Origin of the sequence: Cryobacterium serini, assembly GCF_004404025.1 — a bacterium.
GTDB lineage: Bacteria > Actinomycetota > Actinomycetes > Actinomycetales > Microbacteriaceae > Cryobacterium > Cryobacterium serini.
In genome coordinates this window covers 183,815-201,786 of sequence record NZ_SOHN01000008.1, presented here as the reverse complement: position 1 = coordinate 201,786, position 17,972 = coordinate 183,815, and the positions used below count along the sequence as shown (strand labels likewise).

The 17,972-nt window shown below is 64.7% G+C and carries 10 protein-coding genes; 3 read left to right on the top strand and 7 right to left on the bottom strand.

Annotated elements, in window-relative coordinates; genetic code table 11:
• The first annotated feature begins 37 nt into the window (after nucleotides 1-37).
• Nucleotides 38-991, top strand: coding sequence for a cytochrome b/b6 domain-containing protein (locus E3T51_RS04240; RefSeq protein WP_134527924.1), 954 nt, complete (start codon nucleotides 38-40; stop codon nucleotides 989-991).
• Here the strand turns inward: E3T51_RS04240 and E3T51_RS04235 are convergent.
• A complete protein-coding gene (locus tag E3T51_RS04235; RefSeq protein ID WP_134527921.1) occupies nucleotides 988-1,764 on the bottom strand; it encodes an EI24 domain-containing protein in 777 nt (258 codons plus the stop codon). The genes E3T51_RS04240 and E3T51_RS04235 overlap by 4 nt on opposite strands.
• Nucleotides 1,765-1,773: 9 nt before the next feature.
• The gene (locus E3T51_RS04230; protein WP_134527918.1) at nucleotides 1,774-3,117 is read right to left on the bottom strand and encodes a hypothetical protein; all 1,344 of its coding nucleotides are present in this window, start codon (nucleotides 3,115-3,117) and stop codon (nucleotides 1,774-1,776) included.
• Between the two features lie 115 nt (nucleotides 3,118-3,232).
• On the opposite strand from E3T51_RS04230, the gene E3T51_RS04225 reads away from it, so the two are divergent.
• Nucleotides 3,233-3,868: a hypothetical protein gene (locus tag E3T51_RS04225; RefSeq protein ID WP_134527915.1), complete on the top strand. Its 636-nt coding sequence runs from the start codon at nucleotides 3,233-3,235 to the stop codon at nucleotides 3,866-3,868.
• Nucleotides 3,869-3,887: 19 nt separating this feature from the next.
• Here E3T51_RS04225 and E3T51_RS04220 read toward each other — a convergent pair whose 3' ends face one another.
• From E3T51_RS04220 to E3T51_RS04200, 5 genes are all read right to left on the bottom strand, one after another.
• Entirely contained in the window at nucleotides 3,888-5,339 is a 1,452-nt protein-coding gene (locus E3T51_RS04220; protein ID WP_134527912.1) for an MDR family MFS transporter, read from the bottom strand.
• Between the two features lie 216 nt (nucleotides 5,340-5,555).
• Nucleotides 5,556-8,081 (bottom strand): excinuclease ABC subunit UvrA, encoded by a 2,526-nt coding sequence (locus E3T51_RS04215; protein ID WP_134527909.1) that lies wholly within the window; start codon nucleotides 8,079-8,081, stop codon nucleotides 5,556-5,558.
• Nucleotides 8,082-8,213: 132 nt separating this feature from the next.
• Entirely contained in the window at nucleotides 8,214-9,857 is a 1,644-nt protein-coding gene (locus E3T51_RS04210) for an AMP-binding protein (protein ID WP_338145143.1), read from the bottom strand.
• A gap of 54 nt (nucleotides 9,858-9,911) precedes the next feature.
• Entirely contained in the window at nucleotides 9,912-11,096 is a 1,185-nt protein-coding gene (locus E3T51_RS04205; protein ID WP_134527906.1) for an acyl-CoA dehydrogenase family protein, read from the bottom strand.
• Nucleotides 11,097-11,167: 71 nt separating this feature from the next.
• Nucleotides 11,168-11,896: a TetR/AcrR family transcriptional regulator gene (locus E3T51_RS04200; protein ID WP_134527903.1), complete on the bottom strand. Its 729-nt coding sequence runs from the start codon at nucleotides 11,894-11,896 to the stop codon at nucleotides 11,168-11,170.
• Between the two features lie 245 nt (nucleotides 11,897-12,141).
• On the opposite strand from E3T51_RS04200, the gene E3T51_RS04195 reads away from it, so the two are divergent.
• The gene (locus tag E3T51_RS04195) at nucleotides 12,142-17,916 is read left to right on the top strand and encodes a peroxidase family protein (protein ID WP_166806380.1); all 5,775 of its coding nucleotides are present in this window, start codon (nucleotides 12,142-12,144) and stop codon (nucleotides 17,914-17,916) included.
• Nucleotides 17,917-17,972 lie beyond the last annotated feature (56 nt).

Genomic DNA, 17,972 nt, shown 5'->3' with positions numbered 1-17,972 from the left:
ACGCTCCGGAAATTTGCCCGGACGAGAACGGATCACGATGGCGACGGGTTCCTCCCGGCTGAGCTTGTTTCGTCCGAGTCGGCCGAACCGGTGGTTTCGGCTTGCCTGGATCGTGCCGGCCGTGCTCGTCACGATGGCACTCCTTGTGCTCGCGGCGAATGGGATTCGTGACCTTCCGCCGGTCGAATCGTTCACACGTGGCTACCCCGGTGTCTCGACGCATCTCGCTGCCACCCCGGTTGGAATACCGGCCTGGCTGGCCTGGCAGCACGGCCTGAATGCCTTCTTCATACTTTTCGTGATTCGTACCGGCTGGCAGGTGCGCACGACCAAACGCCCGTCAATTTTCTGGACGCGCACGAATACCGGGTTGTTCCGCACGAAGAACCCGCCGATTCGCATCACACTCGACCTCTGGCAGCACATCGTTTTTGACACCCTCTGGGTAGTCAACGGCATCCTCTTCTATGTTCTGCTGTTTTCGACCGGACAATGGCTGCGCATCGTTCCCACGAACTGGGACGTCTTTCCTAACGCGGTGTCGGCCGGCCTGCAGTATGCCTCGCTCGACTGGCCGACCGACTCGGGCTGGGTGTACTACAACGCCCTGCAGTTGCTCAGTTACTTCGTCGTGGTGTTCATTGCGGCGCCGATCGCGCTCGTGACCGGCCTGCGCATGTCACCGGGCCTCTCCGCCCGGTTCCGACGCCTTGATCGCGTCTTTCCCCTGCCCGTGGCGCGCAAGCTGCACTTCGCCGTGTTGATCTTCTTCGTGGCGTTCATTGTCGTTCACGTGACGCTCGTGCTCACGACCGGCGCTCGCGCAAACCTCAACCACATGTACGCCGCGCGCAATGATGACGGATGGACCGGCGTCTGGATCTTCGTCGCCGCACTGCTGGTCACGGCCGGAATTTGGGCGGGCGCGCGCCCGGCGGTCGTGCGTGCGATCGCGGCTCGCAGCGGCCGCATCATTCACCGCAAACGCTAACCCGCTTCGGGTCCAGGCGCGAGCACGTCTCGGCTGAGCATGGCCGCGCCGGCCACCGCCGCGGGCATCACGATGACGGCCGCGCCCGGAATCAGGAACAGCAGGTAGGTGAGCACACCGAAGCCGAGGCTGCGGGGGCGGCGCGCGCGCAGCATCCGTCGTCGCTGTTTCACGGTAAAGCCGCGGGCGTCGAAGGCGAAGCCGGTGAGTTCGAGCGTCAGGATCCAGCCGCCGAACAGCGCCCCGAGAACGAGCGCGAGCAGTTGGCCGAGCCCGGGAATCAGGCTACAAACCAAAAGCAGCAGAGCCACCCCGACGGCGAGACCGACCAGTCGCAGGGCGTCGGCCACGGACCGCAGAATGCCGCGCGGGGCTTCAACCGGTGCATCGCCGAGGCGGGTTTCGACCGCGCGCCAGATGCGCTCATAGAATGGGTCGCCGACTACGAGGGTCACGGCCACGAACGTGTACGCCAGGAAGAGGATGCCGGCAGCCGCGACCGCCGCGGCTGCCACCACCCGTATAGTCGTGCGCCACGGCTCCCCCCAGCCGCTTGCGAACGGACTGATGGCCACGGCGATGGCCTCCAGGTTGATGAGCAGCACCACGATGCCGGCGAGATAGGCAATGCCGACGATGAACGCCGGCAGGGCGCCGAGCAGCATGAGGCGCGGTGACGTGATCCACATTTTGAGGCCGCGACCGAGAAAACCGGCCCCGGCGAGCAACTCGCGGGTAACGGTGGGTCGGGCCGAGGAGGAGCGGGGCGGCATTCGAAAACCCTACCTTGCCGGTGCTGCGTTCCAAGCGGCGATGAAGGTGTCCGTAAGGACCGGGTCGGTGTCATCGAATTCGCTGTTCGGCGGCAAAACGGTAAGAGGCGAGGTCGCCGTAAACCGCAGCCGAAAGTCGTTGGTCTCCAGGTCGACGGTGATTCCGTGCGCGATCGCCCGCTTCGCGAGGGGCGCGAACTCGGCGAGACCAGCGGTATTCTGGACGACCACTTCGTGCTCGTCGGCGATGCTCCTCACACTCGTGACGAAATCGTCGGCCAGAAGGGCATTCGCCGTGGTCATGGCGCTCTGCCGATCAAGGTAGTCGGTGTTCGAAACGTAGAACAAGTGTACGGCAACCCTTGTCTCGTAGCTGAGAAAATCCAGGGCGGCCACATCGGCGTTGTTCGCGAGAATCATGTCGACAGCCTGCGCAGTGGTGCCCCTGTCGACGACGAAACGCAGACCGTTCGGGGACACTCCAATCGCGATGATTCCGGGGTAGTCGCCGAGCTCATCCACGATGCGATTGGTGGCTGAGTAATCGCCTTCATCCTGCAGGGTGACCAGGCTCGAGGTGATCGTGACGTTGCCGAGGGTCGCGTAGTCGGGCCGTGCGGCTATGAAGGCGGTGGCGGGTGCGACATCCGCTTGCTTTCGCAGTTTGAGACCGAATGCGAGGGGCGATAAGCCGGCGCTGGCAAGGTCGAAGGCCACGTCCGCGTCATGAAAGGCGCTAATGGCGGCGTCGGGCCGGATTCTGGGCTCGGATCCCGTCTCGCCGTACAACTCGTCTCTGGTCAGGTCGCTGCCGGACATCTCGAAGGCGGCCGTTGAATCTGCCGCGAATAATTCTGCTGGGTCGAAGAACGGGTAGGTGGCCAGGAGGGCGTCGGCCTGGTCGTAGGCCGCGACGAGCTGGTCAGCGCCGAGCGCAGTCACGCGCACCCTGAACTCGCCGATCGCTGCGCCGACAATGGTGTCGGCGGCGCGGAGGTCGGCGTACAACCCGAGTAGCTGGTCGTTGTCGGCGCGCACGGCCGTTACGGCGAGGCCGAATGCGCCAGTTTCGAGCACGATGGGTGACCACTGCACGAGCTTCTTGTGCTCATCGACGTACTGGCCGATAAGGTCGGTCAGCTCGCGCAGCCGTTCGTGGGAGACATCGTCGTCGAGAGTGACGGTGGCGTCCACCGAGCCGGAGAAAGGAAGGGTGTTGTTCACTAGGAGACTGACGTCGACGACGTCGGATTCGCTCATAATGAAGGTCTCGAAGTCACCACCCGCGGCGCTACCGGCGTTGATCGGGCCGCAGCCGCTCAGCACGGTGATCGTGACGATGACGGCGGCCATCGCGGCCAGGTGTCGGCGAGCAGGTGCGAAGATGGTGTTCCGATCTGCTGGTACGTGCCTCGGTTCTGTGCCCCGCACCGGTATTCTCGAGGGTACACAGGGAGAGGGGGCATTCGTGACGCACGCGCATCCGCTGTACGTCGACGTAGAAGTGGCCTGCCTGTGCTGCCTCGCGCCGCAGCCCTTTCACTTCACCTCGCGCAGTGACCAGGTGGTCTGCTCGCTGTGCGTGCACCACATCGGGACCGAGAAATCGGAACGTCGCGATCTCGAGCACGTGCGGCTGTGGGCTGCTCGGTGGGCGGCGTCCGAGACCGCCCACGCCGAATACATGATCGAAACGGATGCCTTACTCGTCGCCAGAGACAACGACCTGACGGCGCTCCGCGATCAGGTCGGCGAGCTCAGCGCCGTCGTGGCCGGCCAGTTCACGGCGGGGATCGACGGGGTACGCGGCCTGCTGCAGAACGACCTGGTCAAGCGGGCCGAACGCAACACCGAGTTGGCTCACCGGCAGTTCGACTGGGCCATGGCCGGCATCTGGCGCATCCAAGCGCTGCACCACGACTCAGCCACGCAGAAGTGTTCCTGCGGGCGCACGGCCGGCAGCTGCGCAGAGAGCGCCGCGATCGACCCCCTGCGCCAGGCGCTGCGCGACTGGGAGAAGAAGAACCTGGCGCTGCTGCAGACCGGTCGACGGCATGGACTGCCGGATGATCACCCCGCAGCGCTGGCCCAGCGTATCCGCTGAACTAAGCCAGCCGCACCAGCTAGTGCCCGATGGGCGCCGGCGTACCGAGCGGTGTACGGCGCACGAGGAACGCCGCTGGAATTGCGAACAGCGAGATGATCGCGCCGCACAGGAACGCATCGTGAATACCGGATGCCATCGCCAAGCCCTCGGAGACGCCCTGCGTCATAAGAGTGGCCGACTGGGAGGCCATCACGGCGATGAACAGTGCGGTGCCGATGGCGCCGGCCAGCTGCTGGATGGTGCCGACAACGGCGCTGCCGTGGGAATACAGGTTCGGCGGGAGCGAGCCGAGGCCCGACGTGAACAGCGGCGTGAACAGCATTGAGAGGCCGATGCTCATGCCGATGTGGGCGACCATGAGCATCCACGGTTCGGTGGTCTGCCCCATCAAGGTCATGGCCCAGAACGCGGCGCTGACAATGATCGACCCGGGAACGAGCAGAATGGTCGGGCCGTGGCGGTCGTAGATGCGGCCGACGAACGGCGCGAGCAGGCCCATGGTCAGCCCTCCAGGAAGCAGCAACAGCCCGGTGGAGAGTGCGGTCATGCCGAGCACGTTCTGCATGTAGAGCGGCAGCAGAATGATGGTGCCGAACAGGGCGATCATGCTGATGCTCAGCATCGAGATCGAGACGGTGAACGTGCGTGAAGTGAACACGCGCAGATCGAGAAGGGCCCGATTGGCGCGCTGCAACTGCAGCTGACGCAACACGAACAGTATGAGTGCGAACACGCCGATTCCGAGCGGCAGCCAACCGGCAGTGGCAGCCGCGCCGAGGTTACTGAGTCCATAGACGAACCCGCCAAAGCCGAAGGCCGAGAGAATGACGGAGAGAACGTCGAGGGGAACCGTGCGCGGCGTCGTCACGTTCTGAATGCGCGAGGCACCGAGAATGAGCGCGCCGATCGCGATCGGCAGCACGATGATGAACATCCAGCGCCAGTCCAACACGCTCAGGATGATGCCGGAGATGGTCGGGCCGATGGCTGGGGCAACCGAGATGACGATGGAGATGTTTCCCATGGTCTTGCCGCGGGAAGCGGGCGCGACGAGCGTCATGACGGTGGTCATGAGAAGCGGCATCATGATGGCCGTTCCGCTGGCCTGCACGATGCGGCCGATGAGGAGCACCTCAAAGCCGGGAGCGAGGGCGGCGATCAGGGTGCCGGTGCTGAACAGCGTCATGGCGGCGATGAAGATCGGTCGGGTGTTGAAGCGCTGAATGAGAAAACCGGTGATCGGAATGACAACGGCCATGGTGAGCATGAACGCTGTGGTCAGCCACTGCGCGGCGGTCGCCGTGATGTTGAGGTCGTTCATGAGGTGCGGCAGCGCCACACCCATAATGGTCTCGTTCAAGATGACGACGAAGGCCGAGATCAACAGAAGGCGGATTACCAGCTGGTTGCGCTTGGCGTCCGGGTGTAGGTCGGCCTTGGTTGTGGGCGCGTTGGCTGTTGCGGTCATAACTGGTCCTGACGGTCGTGCAAAAAGTTGACGTGCGAGAATGAGGGGGGAGCCCGCCTCGTGAGTACCCCGGGCTGGCTCGCTGTGGGCGCCTTCAGGTCTCGCGTTTTGCAGGGTGTGTATTATTCCGTCAGATCAAAATTGGCCGAGCCGCCGCTCGATGGGGCTCTACAGTTGGAATTTGCCGCAGGGAATCCGACAGGCGAGATGGGGGAGTCAGGCGAGGCGGCGGGCCAGGTAGGGGGCGGTTCGGCTCGTGGGATGGGCCGCTACCGTTGCCGGAGTGCCGGCGGAGATGATGCGGCCGCCCTGGTCACCACCGGAGGGACCGAGGTCGATCACCCAGTCGGCGGCGGCGACCACGTCCATCTCGTGTTCGACCACGACGACGGTGTTGCCCGCGTCGACCAGGCGCCCGAGCTGCTGCATGAGCAGCTCCACGTCGGCCGGGTGCAGCCCGGTCGTCGGCTCGTCGAGCAGGTAGAGCGTGTGGCCACGCCTGGCGCGCTGCAGTTCGGTCGCCAGCTTGATGCGCTGCGCCTCCCCGCCGGAAAGCTCGGTGGCCGGTTGGCCAAGACGCAGGTAGCCCAGGCCCACTTCGCGCAGGGTCTCAAGGCTGCGCGCGGCGACGGCAACATCGGCGAGAAAGAGCAGCGCGGCGTCCACTGTGAGGCCGAGCACCTCGGCGACGTTCTTGCCACGGTACGTAACCTGGAGGGTTTCAAAGTTGTAACGCGACCCGCCGCAGGTGGGGCAGGGGGCGTAGCTGCCCGGCAGAAATAACAGCCCCACGGCCACGAAGCCCTCACCGAGGCAGGTCTCACAGCGACCGCCAGCGACGTTAAAGGAAAACCGTCCGGCGTTGAAACCGCGCTGACGCGCTTCGTCCGTGGCGGCAAAGGTTGCCCGAACGGCATCGAACAGCCCGGTGTAGGTGGCGAGGTTTGACCGCGGTGTGCGCCCGATCGGCTTCTGATCGACCTGCACCAAACGGTCGATGCTCTCCAGCCCGGTAACCTGCGCGATGGAAATCCGCTCACCGGATGCCGCATCAGCAGCCGCTTCTGCTGCGGCTTCTCCAGCGGCATCGGGGTCGCCGAGGTCGAGCACCGGCGCGTCATCGGGATCCGGGTGCAAATACAACCCAACGGCCTCGGCGAGCACGTGGCTGACCAGGGTCGACTTGCCTGACCCGGAGACGCCGGTGACCGCGGTGAACACCCCGAGCGGAATCTGCGCGTCAAGCCCGCGCAGATTATGCCGGGTGATATTGGTCAGTTCCAGCCACCCCAGCGGATGCCGCAACTCCCCCCGGACCACCGGCTTGCGGTGGTCCGCAAACAGGTACCGCCGCGTCACGGAAGTCTCCACCTCGGCCAGTCCGGCGGTCGGCCCGCTGTAGAGCACGTCGCCGCCACCTTCACCGGCCCGTGGCCCAACGTCGACGACCCAGTCGGCGCGACCGACGACATCCATATTGTGTTCCACCACGAAAACCGAGTTGCCCGACCGTTTGAGCTGCTCGAGCACATCGAGCAGCGGCTCGGCATCGGCCGGGTGCAGACCGGCCGATGGCTCGTCGAGTACGTAGATGACGCCGAACAGGCCGGAGCGCAACTGCGTGGCGATACGCAGCCGCTGCATCTCACCCGGAGAAAGCGTCGGGGTCGACCGGCCGAGGGCCAGATAGCCCAGGCCCAGGTCAAGCAGTACGTTAATGCGGCGGAGCAGGTCGCCGGCCAGGGTGATGGCGACCTCCGATGCACCGGGATCGCCAGACACGAGCGGCCGCAGAATGGCGGCGAGGGCCGTCATCGGCAGGGCGTTGAGTGCGGCTATCGAGTGCCCCGCCACGGTGACGGCCAGGGCTTCGGGCTTCAGCCCGCTGCCGCCACAGTCCGGGCAGGGTCCGGTGTCAACGTAGCGCAATACCCGCTGTCGAACGTTTGGGCTCTTGCTGTCGGCGAGAGTATGCAACACGAAGCTCTTCGCACTCCAGAAACGACCCTGGTAGGGCTTGGCGATGCGGTCGCGCTGTGGGACTACCTCGACAACGGGCTGTTCCTCGGTGAACAGGATCCAATCGCGGTCGGCCTGGGACAGATCTTGCCAGGGCACGTCGATGTCATAGCCGAGCACCGCAACGATGTCGCGCAGGTTCTTGCCCTGCCAGGCGCCTGGCCAGGCAGTAATTGCGCCATCACGAATACTCAGTGTGGCATCGAGTACCATCGATGCCTCGCTGACGGTGTGCGCCATACCCAGGCCGTGGCAGCGCGGGCAGGCTCCCATCGCTGTATTGGGTGAGAAAGAATCCGACTCGAGGCGACCGTTCGCATCCGCCGGGTATATGCCGGCACGAGAATACATCATACGCAGCGAGTTGGAGAGCGTCGTGACTGTGCCAACGCTCGAGCGCGAACTCGGCGTTCCGCGGCGTTGCTGCAGGGCGACGGCCGGTGGCAGCCCGGTGATCTCGTCAACGTGCGGGGTGTGCCCCTGTTGAATCAAGCGCCGCGCGTAGGGGGCGACCGACTCGAAGAAGCGGCGCTGCGCCTCCGCGAAGATGGTACCGAAGGCGAGCGAGGACTTGCCGGAGCCGGAGACCCCGGTGAACGCCACGATGGCGTCCCTCGGTACGTCGACGTCTACATTGCGCAAGTTGTTTTCGCGGGCGCCGCGCACGCGCACAAAACCATTGCCGGGCAGGGTGACCGGAGCGGGATCATTCGTATCTTCCATCAGCATCCAAGCAACAGTAGTTCGTTCAGTGGTGCGTCGCCCGGGTATGGAAAAAATCGAATTCGGGTCAGCTTCTCGACGTGCCTGACCTTGTGCGGAGGGAGCACATCTGACGCAGTCTCACTAACCGCACTACGTCACCGCCGACGCAGTGACCTCTTCCGGGAGATCGCGCAGCACGACCTTCATGATCTTGCCGGTGGCCGTGCGCGGCAGGGCGTCGACGAAGGTCACATAGTCGGGTACCTTGAACGCCGCTATCAGGTATCGGGTGTGGGTGAGCAGGTCGACCTCGGTCACCAGGGAATCTGGACGCAGCACAACGTAGGCCTTGGGCCGCTCGCCCCACTTGGGATGCGGCATGCCGACCACGGCCACGTCGAGCACGGTCGGGTGGGTGAGCATCGCGTTTTCGACTTCAATGGTCGAGATATTCTCGCCGCCCGAGATGATGATGTCCTTCGCACGATCCTTGATCTCGATGTAGCCGTCCGGATGCATGACGCCGAGGTCGCCGGTGTGGAACCAGCCGCCGCGGAAAGCATCCACTGTGGCTTGGCGGTCTCTGAAGTAGCCGAGCATGATGTTGTTGCCGCGGAGCACGATCTCACCGATGGTTTGGGCGTCGGCCGGCACGTCGGCCATGGCCGAGTCGACGATGCGCGCAGACTCGGCCTGCACCATGCCGACACCCTGCCGGGAGACCTTGCGGGCGCGTTCGTCGGCCGGCAGGTCGTCCCACTCGCGCTGATATTCGCAGATCGTGTACGGACCGTACACCTCGGTGAGGCCGTAGACGTGCACGACCGTGATTCCGAGCGCGTCGAGCTGTTCGATCACACTCGGCGATGGCGGGGCGCCGGCGGTGGTGATGGACAGCGGCGTCTCGAGCACGTGCTTCATCGGCGCGTTGGCGATGACGCCGCAGACCGTGGGTGCGCCGCACAGGTTAGTCACTCCGAGGGTGTCGATGGCCGACCAGACCGATTCGGCCCGCACCGTGCGCAGGCAGACGTGGGTGGCACCGGCTGCCGTTACCGCCCACGGTGTGCACCAGCCGTTGCAGTGGAACATGGGCAGGGTCCACAGATAGACAGAGTCGCTCGTGAACTTGTTGTGGAACACTTCGCCGAAGGAGTTGAGGTACGCCCCACGGTGCGAGTACATCACGCCCTTGGGCTTGCCGGTCGTGCCCGAGGTGTAGTTGATTGAGATGACCGCGCGTTCGTCGGTGACCTCCCAGGCGAGTGGCTCAGCGGAGTCATTGTCGGCTCCGGCCAGAAAAGACTCGAGAGTCTGCTGGCCCACATCGAGGCCGCTCTCGGTGATGCCGAACTCACCGTCAGCGATTTCGATCATCCCGTTGAGCGAAGCGGATGCCGCAAACGCGTCTCCGACGCCGCTCACCAGCTCGGCGTCGATAAACAGCAGGGTCGCCTCGGAGTGCTCGAGGACGTAGTGCACCTCCGGACCGGCCATCCGGGAATTCAACGCGACGAGTACACCGCCGGCCAGCGGAACGGCGTAGTGGGCGATGAGCATCTCGGGTATATTCGGCGCGAGGAGTATAACGCGGTCACCCGGTGTAATGCGTGAACGGATGGCATGGGCCAGCTCCTCCGCCGCCTGCGCGAATTCGCGGTAGGTGTAACACCGAGCGCCATAGACGATCGCATCCTTGTGGGGAAATACCTCCGCGCTGCGCTGCAAAAACCGCATCGGCGTTAGCGGAGAATCGTTGGGTGAGCCGGGCGGTATGTTCGTCGTTTCAATCACGTGGGACTCCTTTGTCCGAAAAGATGATAGTTGTAGCGAAAAAACAGGTCGAGCCTAGTGGAAGGCGCTGACCCCGGTCAGGTCGCGACCGATGAGCAGGGACTGGATGCTCTCGGTGCCTTCGTAGGTGTGAATGGATTCGATATCGGCCAGGTGGCGAATGACGTGGTTCTCCAGCAGGATTCCGTTGCCTCCGAGCATGTCGCGGGCGAGCGAGGCGAGAGAGCGGGCCGCGCGGGTGTTGTGAAACTTGGCGAGGCTGGCCTGAATGGGCCGCAGGGTTCCAGCGGCGTCGAGTTCGGCGAGGCGGATGCAGTGCAGCTGCATGGAGGTGAGCTCGGAGAGCATGAGAGTGAGGCGTTCCTGCACGATCTGAAAACCGGCGATCGGCTTGCCGAACTGCACGCGCTGCTGCGCGTAGGTGAGGGCGGCTTCGAACACCGCGGTCGCGTGCCCGAGTGCCGACCAGGCCACACCGAGCCGGGTGGCGAACAAGATCACGGCCGTGTCCTTGAAGGTGTGGGTGCCGGGCAGCACGGCGTCGAATGGGATTCGCACGTCGGTCAGGGTGATCCGAGCCTGGTGCACCGCGCGCAGCGAGCCCTTGCCGAGCATCGTCTCGCCGTGGTAGCCCGGCAGGGACTGGTCGACCAGGAAGCCGCGCACGTTGCCGTCGTCGTCGCGCGCCCAGACCACGGTCACGTCACCGACCGAGCCGTTGCCGATCCATTTCTTCTCGCCGTTGATGACCCACTCGTCGCCGTCAAGGTGGGCGGTGGTCTCGAGGCCCACCGAGTCCGAGCCGTGATCGGGTTCGGTCAGGGCGAAGGCGCCGAGCTTCTCGGCGCGGGCCAGAGGCACCAACCAGGTGGCTTTCTGCTCGTCGCTTCCGAACATGGCTATGCTGCGCAGGGCGAGCCCACCCTGCACGGCCACGACGGTTCCCATCGAACCGTCGCCGCGAGAGATCTCCATGTTCACCAGGCCGGCGGCAAGCGGCGACATCGGGGTGAGCCCCGGCCCCTCGACGCCGTCCGTGAGCAGGTCGAGCTCGCCCAGGCGGCGAGCCAGGTGCAGCGGGTACTCCGCTTTGTCCCAGGCCTCACTCAGTTCGTCGAGGGTCTCCACTGCAAAGGTACGTGCCCGGCTCCAGAACGCCCGATCGGTCTCCGGGACATCGGCGAAAACGCCGTAGTAGTCGGTGTCGAGCGGGGCGGAGACATCGTAATCGGGCATCATTGCCTTTCGCGGTAGCGGGTGTGATTACAGTTTTACCTGACACTGAGTCTCACGTCAACTGACACTTGGTGTCAGATTGACCGAAGTCGGTTCTCGATCACCCGCGCGACATCGTGCGGCAGGGCTGAGGCGGGGAACACCGCGACGAGCAGCTCGCTGGCGCCCGCGGCTGCTTGGCCGCCTGCAAAGCGATTGCGCACAGCGTGCAACTGCGCCGCCAGGCCGTCCGGATCGAGGAGTCCCGCCCCGTCAATGGCGCGAATCATGCGGCGAAGCTCGAAGTTGTGCGTGGCGATGACGGCCGCCGCGAATTGAATCGCGATGACCGGCTCGAGACCCGGCAGGCTACGCCGCAGGTAGGCCGAGAAGACCTTCTCGTAGCGTGACACCATGACGGTTTCGCGATCACGCAGAACGGATGTCTGGCGCACGACCAGATCGCGCACCCGCACGATCTCGAGACGTTCCCGAAACCGCTCGAACACGAGTGCGGCCGCGTCGCAGACGGCCAGCCAGGGATCATCATGTTCGAGCGCGAAATACATGTCGATCTGTTCCAGGAGTTCGTCGTGGTCAGCAAAGATCACGTCGTCTTTCGATCGGAACTGGCGAAAGAAGGTGCTGCGGGACACTCCCGCGGCGGCGGCGATCTGGGTGGTGCTCGTGGCTTCGTAGCCGTGGGCTTGAAACAGGCGAACAGCGATGTCGGCCACGTTGACGCGGCTGTGGGCATCCGCTAGCCGAGCGACCGGCGGGAGTGTGAGATTGGCGCGCGCGGACGCTGCAGACGGATCAGACATGGTCAGGAGAAATTAGCACGAAATCGACGGGGGAAATCAATGGGCGGCCCGACTGGCGAATGCCCAAGGTTTCCATAAGGCCTACATCGCACTCTTGCAGCATTCGCTCACCCTGAGGAGATCGGTGCGTCATGAGCAGGTTCAAAGACCAAGGAATCGTTCGCAGCAGTCGCAGCACAACAGGAATGCGAGGTAGTCCACCGATACCGGACAGCGGAAGATCGCAGAGAGTCTTCGGCAAGCCCATGCGCATAATTGCAGCCGGCATGGCCGCGGTGCTCTACGCCGGACTCGGGCTGACGGCCGCACTCCCGGCCCAAGCGGCCGTCGCCGCGGTCGGCCAGGGTTTCTCCGTCACCGCAAGCGACCTCGCTTTTATCCTCAAGCAGGTCAAGATCGCTGAAGCCCACGTGGCCAACACCACCCCAGCCACCGGACCGTGTGGCGCCCTCGTCGGAACCGGCCCCAACCAGATCGCGAGCCCGTTGCTTTCGCTCGGACTGCGCACGGTTGATGGCTCCTGCAACAACCTGCAGCCCGGCCAGGGTCAGTTCGGTGCCGCCGACCAGGTCTTCCCGCGCCTGGCACAGCCGGTCTTTTCCGCAGCGGATGTCACGCCCTCCGGCTTCGGACCGCCGAACCCCACCTCCTATGCCCAGAAAAAGGGCCTGGTCTTCGACTCGGAGCCGCGTACCATCAGCAACCTGATCGTCGATCAGACCTCCACCAACCCGGCCGCCATTGCCGCCGCCGGAAACCCCGTGCGCACCCAGGGCAATGAGGGCGTCGTGGCATGCACGACCGACCCGAGCCCGGGTGTGCCCTTCGGCACGCCACCGGGCTGTATCCCTAACCACGAGACGCTGTTCATGCCGAACGTGACGACCGACGTCGGCTTGTCGCCGCCGTACAACTCCCTGTTCACCCTGTTCGGCCAGTTCTTCGACCACGGCATCGACCAGACGGTCAAGGGAGGCGGCACGGTCTTCGTTCCCCTGAAAGCGGATGACCCATTGGTCGCCGGTCCGGACCACGTCTTCGGCAACGGGGACGACCTCGACCCGAACCTGCGCTTCATGGTGCTGACCCGTGGCCAGAACCAGCCCGGGGCCGACGGCATCACCGGCGACAACCCGTCCACGGCGAACGACGAGAGCGCCGACGACGTGCAGGATGCCCTCAACACGGACTCGCCCTGGGTCGACCAGAGCCAGACCTACAGCTCGCACGCCTCGCACCAGGTCTTCCTGCGCGAGTACGTGACCGAGGGCGGGCGTCCGGTTGCCACCGGCAAGCTGCTCGGCGGACCGGCCGGACCGACCGCCGGCGGGATGGCCACCTGGGCCACTACCAAGGACCAGGCCGCGAACGTGCTTGGGCTGCTGCTGGCCGACAAGGATGTGCTCAACGTTCCGATGCTCGCAGCGGATGCCTACGGCAAGTTCATCCCCGGACCGCTGCGCGGAATGCCGCAGTACGTCACCGCGACCGGCCTGGTCGAGGGTGATACCGCCAACCCCGTACCCGTACCAAGCGACGTGCTCTACTTCAAAACTCCGTTCCTGACCGACATCGCGCACAACGCGGAGCCGAAGGCCGGACTGACCCCGGATGCCAACACCACGGCATCCGCTGATTTCGCCGGCCAGCCAGCCGGAACCTACGACGATGAGATGCTCAATGCACACTTCATCGCGGGAGACGGTCGCGTCAACGAGAACATCGGCCTGACCGCCATTCATCAGGTGTTCCACTCGGAGCACGACCGCCTTATCAACAACATCGAGAACACCCTGACCAACGACACCTCAGCCAGGGGTGTTGCCGCTCTGGCCGAGTGGAAGCTGGCCAGCGGGGCTGGCGGCTGGAACGGCGACCGTCTGTTCCAGGCTGCCCGGTTCGTGAACGAAATGGAATACCAGCACCTCGTGTTCGAAGAATTCGCACGCAAGGTGCAGCCCGGTATTAACCCGTTCGAACCATTCGCGTTCACGCAGACCGAGCTCAACCCTGCGGTCACGGCGGAGTTCGCCCACGCGGTCTACCGCTTCGGTCACTCCATGCTGACCGAGACGATTTCGCGTCGCAACGAGGACAAGCCTGGCGCTGACGACGTGTTTGGCACGAGTGACGACGTGTTGGGCAGCCAGAACGACATCTCGTTGCTCGCAGGGTTCCTCAACCCGCCCGCCTACACCGACGGTGGACCAGAGGGACAGCTGACCTCTGAAGCGGCAGCGGGCAGCGTCATCATGGGCATGAGCGACCAGGTCGGCAACGAACTCGACGAGTTCGTCACTGACACCCTGCGTAACAAACTGCTCGGCCTGCCGCTCGACCTGGCATCGGTCAATATGGCCCGTGCACGCTCGGAAGGCGTGCCACGGTTGAACGTGTTCCGCCGTGACCTGTTCAACAAGACAAACGACGCAGCGCTCAGGCCGTACACGAACTGGATCGACTTCGGGGAGAACCTCAAGCACCCGGAATCGCTGATCAACTTTGTGGCCGCCTACGGGCAGTTCGACACCATTACGAGCGCCACCACGCTTGACGGCAAGCGCGACGCCGCACGACGGATCGTGAGTCCCGACAGTCTGGCCGGAGAAGTATCTCCGGACGGCGCAATGGAGTTCATGAACAGCACCGGAGTGTGGGCCAACTCGGGTACGCGTTCGATCACCGGTCTCGACGCAGTCGACCTCTGGGTCGGCGGTCTCGCGGAGATGACCACCCCGTTCGGCGGCCTGCTCGGCACGACCTTCAACTACGTGTTCGAGAAGCAGATGACCGACCTGCAAAACGGTGACCGGTTGTACTACCTCGCCCGCACGCCCGGCATGAACCTCCGCACCCAGTTGGAGGGCAACTCGTTCGCCGAACTCATGATGCGCAACACCACGGCGCACACCCTCAAGGCCGACCCCTTCGCCACGGCCGACTGCAAGTTCGAGCTGAAGAACCTGGCGGGAACCGTCGCGGGGTTCGCGGCTTCGGGCAACAACGTCGCGAACGATCCGCAATCTGAGTGTAATGAGACGGCCCTGCTGATTCGCATGCCGGACGGCACGATCAAGTACCGCGCCCGCAACACGGTCGACCCTGCCGGCATCAATGGCCAGGCCGTCTACAACGGCACGGGCCAGGTTGACCGGATATACGGTGGCAACGACAACGACACCTACTGGGGTGGCCTCGGTAACGACGTCATCGAGGGCGGAGGCGGTGCCGATGTGGCTCTCGGCGGTGAAGGCAACGACATCATCACCGACCTCGCCGGAGATGATGTGCCCAAGGGTGGTCCTGGCAACGACGCGATCGATGCCGGGCCCGGACTCGACATCATCATGGGTGGCGAAGGCAAAGACTTCACGAACGGTGGAGCAAACGCCAACGAAACCTTCGGCGGCGCCGGTGACGACTTCATCATGCTCGGCGAAAGCCTCGATGCAGCCTTCGGAGACGGTGGCGACGACTGGGAAGAGGGCGGCAACCAGCCGGACCTCATGATCGGAGACAGCAGCAACCTGTTCTTCCTGGACGACTCACAAAAGCCCGGGAACGACTTCATGATCGGTCAGGGCGGCGACGACGACTATGACATGGAGGGCGGCGACGACATTGGCGTCGGTGGCCCTGGCATTGAAAAGGTCGCCGGCGGTTCCGGCTACGACTGGGAAATCGGTCTCGGTGACCCCCAGGCGCAGGACGCCGATTTGGCCCTTCCAATCCCGCCGCTCAACATTCTGCAGGTCGGTGTGCGCGACAAGTTCAATGAAGTCGAGGCACTTTCCGGCTGGAAGCTGAATGACATCCTCCGCGGTGACGACGTTGTTCCCAGCGCCGTCGGTGGTGGTGGCTTCATCGGCTGCGACGTCTGGGACCAGGCTGGAGTTGACCGCATCGCGGGCCTCGACGCGCTGATTCCGGAATTCACGACCACGCTGGCATCCGTTATCGCGCTGTCGGCACAGGGCGATTGCCCGATCCTGACCGGTCCGAATGTCTGGGGCGCCGGCAACGTGCTCCTCGGCGGCGGCGGCAGTGACCTGATCGAGGGACGCGGAGCCGACGACATCATCGACGGTGACGCGTACCTGAACCTTCGTCTGAGTGTTCGGACCAACCCGAGCGACCCGGCGACGGAGATCGGCAGTGCCAGCGTCACCGGCACGAACCAGAGTGCAATGGCGAGCCAGTACCTCTCTGACGGTGCCGGTGGACTCACCGGACCGACCCTGCAGGAAGCTGTCTTCGCCGGCAACGTCGACCCGGGCAACATCGTGGCGGTACGCGAGATCCTCACCGGATCTGGCGGAATTGACTCGGCGCAGTTCTCAGGGCTGGCCAGCGATTACACGGTCACCACCACTGGTGGCGACGGCACGCTCGGTTCGGCGGGATCGACCACCACGGTGCTCGACAACCGCGGTACCGACGGCACCGACACCCTGCGCAATATTGAACGCCTGCAGTTCAGCGACACAGTGGCACCCGGAACCCCGACCGCCGTCACGGCAGTCGCCGGCAACGGTCAGGCGACCGTCGACTGGGTGGCTTCACCGACCGGCATCGCCACCAGCTTCTCGGTGAAGGTGCTCGACTCGGCCGGAGCCCAGGTGGGCGCATTGCGTACCGCACCTGGAACCGCATTCAACCTGGTTGTCACCGGGCTGAACAACGGCTCCAGCTTCACCTTCCAGGTGTCGGCGACCAACGCGGAAGGAACGAGCGCATTCTCGGCATCGTCCACCGCGGTGACGCCGTCAGCACCCGTGGTGCAGGTGGTCGCGGGCGCTCCGACGATCGGAACTTCGATCGCCGGTAATGCGCAGGTGACCGTGAACTGGACACCGCCGGCAGCGGTGGCCAACCAGGCCCCGATCACGGGCTATCGCATTCGCACCTACGTCGGTGCGAGCACCACACCGGACGGCACCACGACCGTCGCCGACGTCTCCACGGCGACGATCACGGCGCTCACCAACGGAACCGGGTACACCTTCGATGTCGCAGCGATCAACTCGGTCGGCACCGGAGCAGCCTCGGATCGTTCGGTCACTGTCACACCGATCGCGCCAGTGGTGCTGGTCGTGCCTGGAGCGCCAGTGATCGGAACCTCGGTCGCCGGTAACGCGCAGGTGACGGCGAACTGGGCCGCCCCGGGCGCTGTGGCCAACGCCCCTGCTGTCAGTGGCTATGTGATTCGTGCCTTCATCGGTGCGGGCACGACGCCAACGGGCAGCACAACGGTGGCGAATGTGACCAGCGCGGTGATCGGGTCGCTGATCAATGGCACCGGGTACACCTTCGATGTTGCGGCGATCAACTCGGTCGGTACCGGAGCGGCATCCGCTCGTTCGGTGGTGGTCACGCCGCGCACGGAGTTCGTGTTGCCGACGGTGACCACGCGCACGCCGGCTTCCGGTGCTCGCTCGGTCAGCCAGACCGGAAACCTGACGGCCACGTTCAGTGAACCGGTCACCGGGGTCAGCGGTACGACGTTCGTGCTTCGGCGCGGTGCCACGGTGATTGCCGCAGCGGTGTCGTACAACGCCACGACGCGGGTGGCGACGTTGAACCCGGGCGTGACGCTGCTCGCCGACCGTACCTACACGGCCACCCTCTCGGGTATCCGTGACGCGGCCGGCAACGCGATGGCGACGAGCACCTGGTCGTTCATCACCGGCCCGGCTCCGAGGATCACCACGAGGACTCCCTCTGCGGGAGCCACCGCCGTGCGCCGGAACGCCAACGTGACAGCGCTCTTCAGTGAAGACATCACCGGAGTAGCCGCTGGCACGGTTCAGATCACCCGGGTCTCCAGCGGGGCGGTCGTCACATCGGCGGCGGCATTCAACGCCACCACCAATGTGCTGACCATCAACCCCTCGGTGACCCTGAGTTCGAATGTGCAATACCGGGTGACCATCACCGGTGGAAACACGAGCGTTCGAGATCTCGCCGGGAACCCCCTGGTGACGAGTACGTGGACCTTCACGACCGGCACCGTGCTCTAGGCCAGGGAACCTGAACCACCCCCCAACGACCGGCTGGCGACTCTTCCCGAGTTGCC

What these genes read in the sequence shown, in the direction of transcription:
- E3T51_RS04240 (WP_134527924.1), top strand. Translation starts at nt 38, where the DNA reads ATGGCGACGGGTTCCTCCCGGCTGAGCTTGTTTCGTCCGAGTCGGCCG.
- E3T51_RS04220 (WP_134527912.1), bottom strand. Translation starts at nt 5,339, where the DNA reads ATGACCGCAACAGCCAACGCGCCCACAACCAAGGCCGACCTACACCCG.
- E3T51_RS04215 (WP_134527909.1), bottom strand. Translation starts at nt 8,081, where the DNA reads ATGGAAGATACGAATGATCCCGCTCCGGTCACCCTGCCCGGCAATGGT.
- E3T51_RS04200 (WP_134527903.1), bottom strand. Translation starts at nt 11,896, where the DNA reads ATGTCTGATCCGTCTGCAGCGTCCGCGCGCGCCAATCTCACACTCCCG.
- E3T51_RS04235 (WP_134527921.1), bottom strand. Translation starts at nt 1,764, where the DNA reads ATGCCGCCCCGCTCCTCCTCGGCCCGACCCACCGTTACCCGCGAGTTG.
- E3T51_RS04195 (WP_166806380.1), top strand. Translation starts at nt 12,142, where the DNA reads ATGCGCATAATTGCAGCCGGCATGGCCGCGGTGCTCTACGCCGGACTC.
- E3T51_RS04230 (WP_134527918.1), bottom strand. Translation starts at nt 3,117, where the DNA reads ATGGCCGCCGTCATCGTCACGATCACCGTGCTGAGCGGCTGCGGCCCG.
- E3T51_RS04205 (WP_134527906.1), bottom strand. Translation starts at nt 11,096, where the DNA reads ATGATGCCCGATTACGATGTCTCCGCCCCGCTCGACACCGACTACTAC.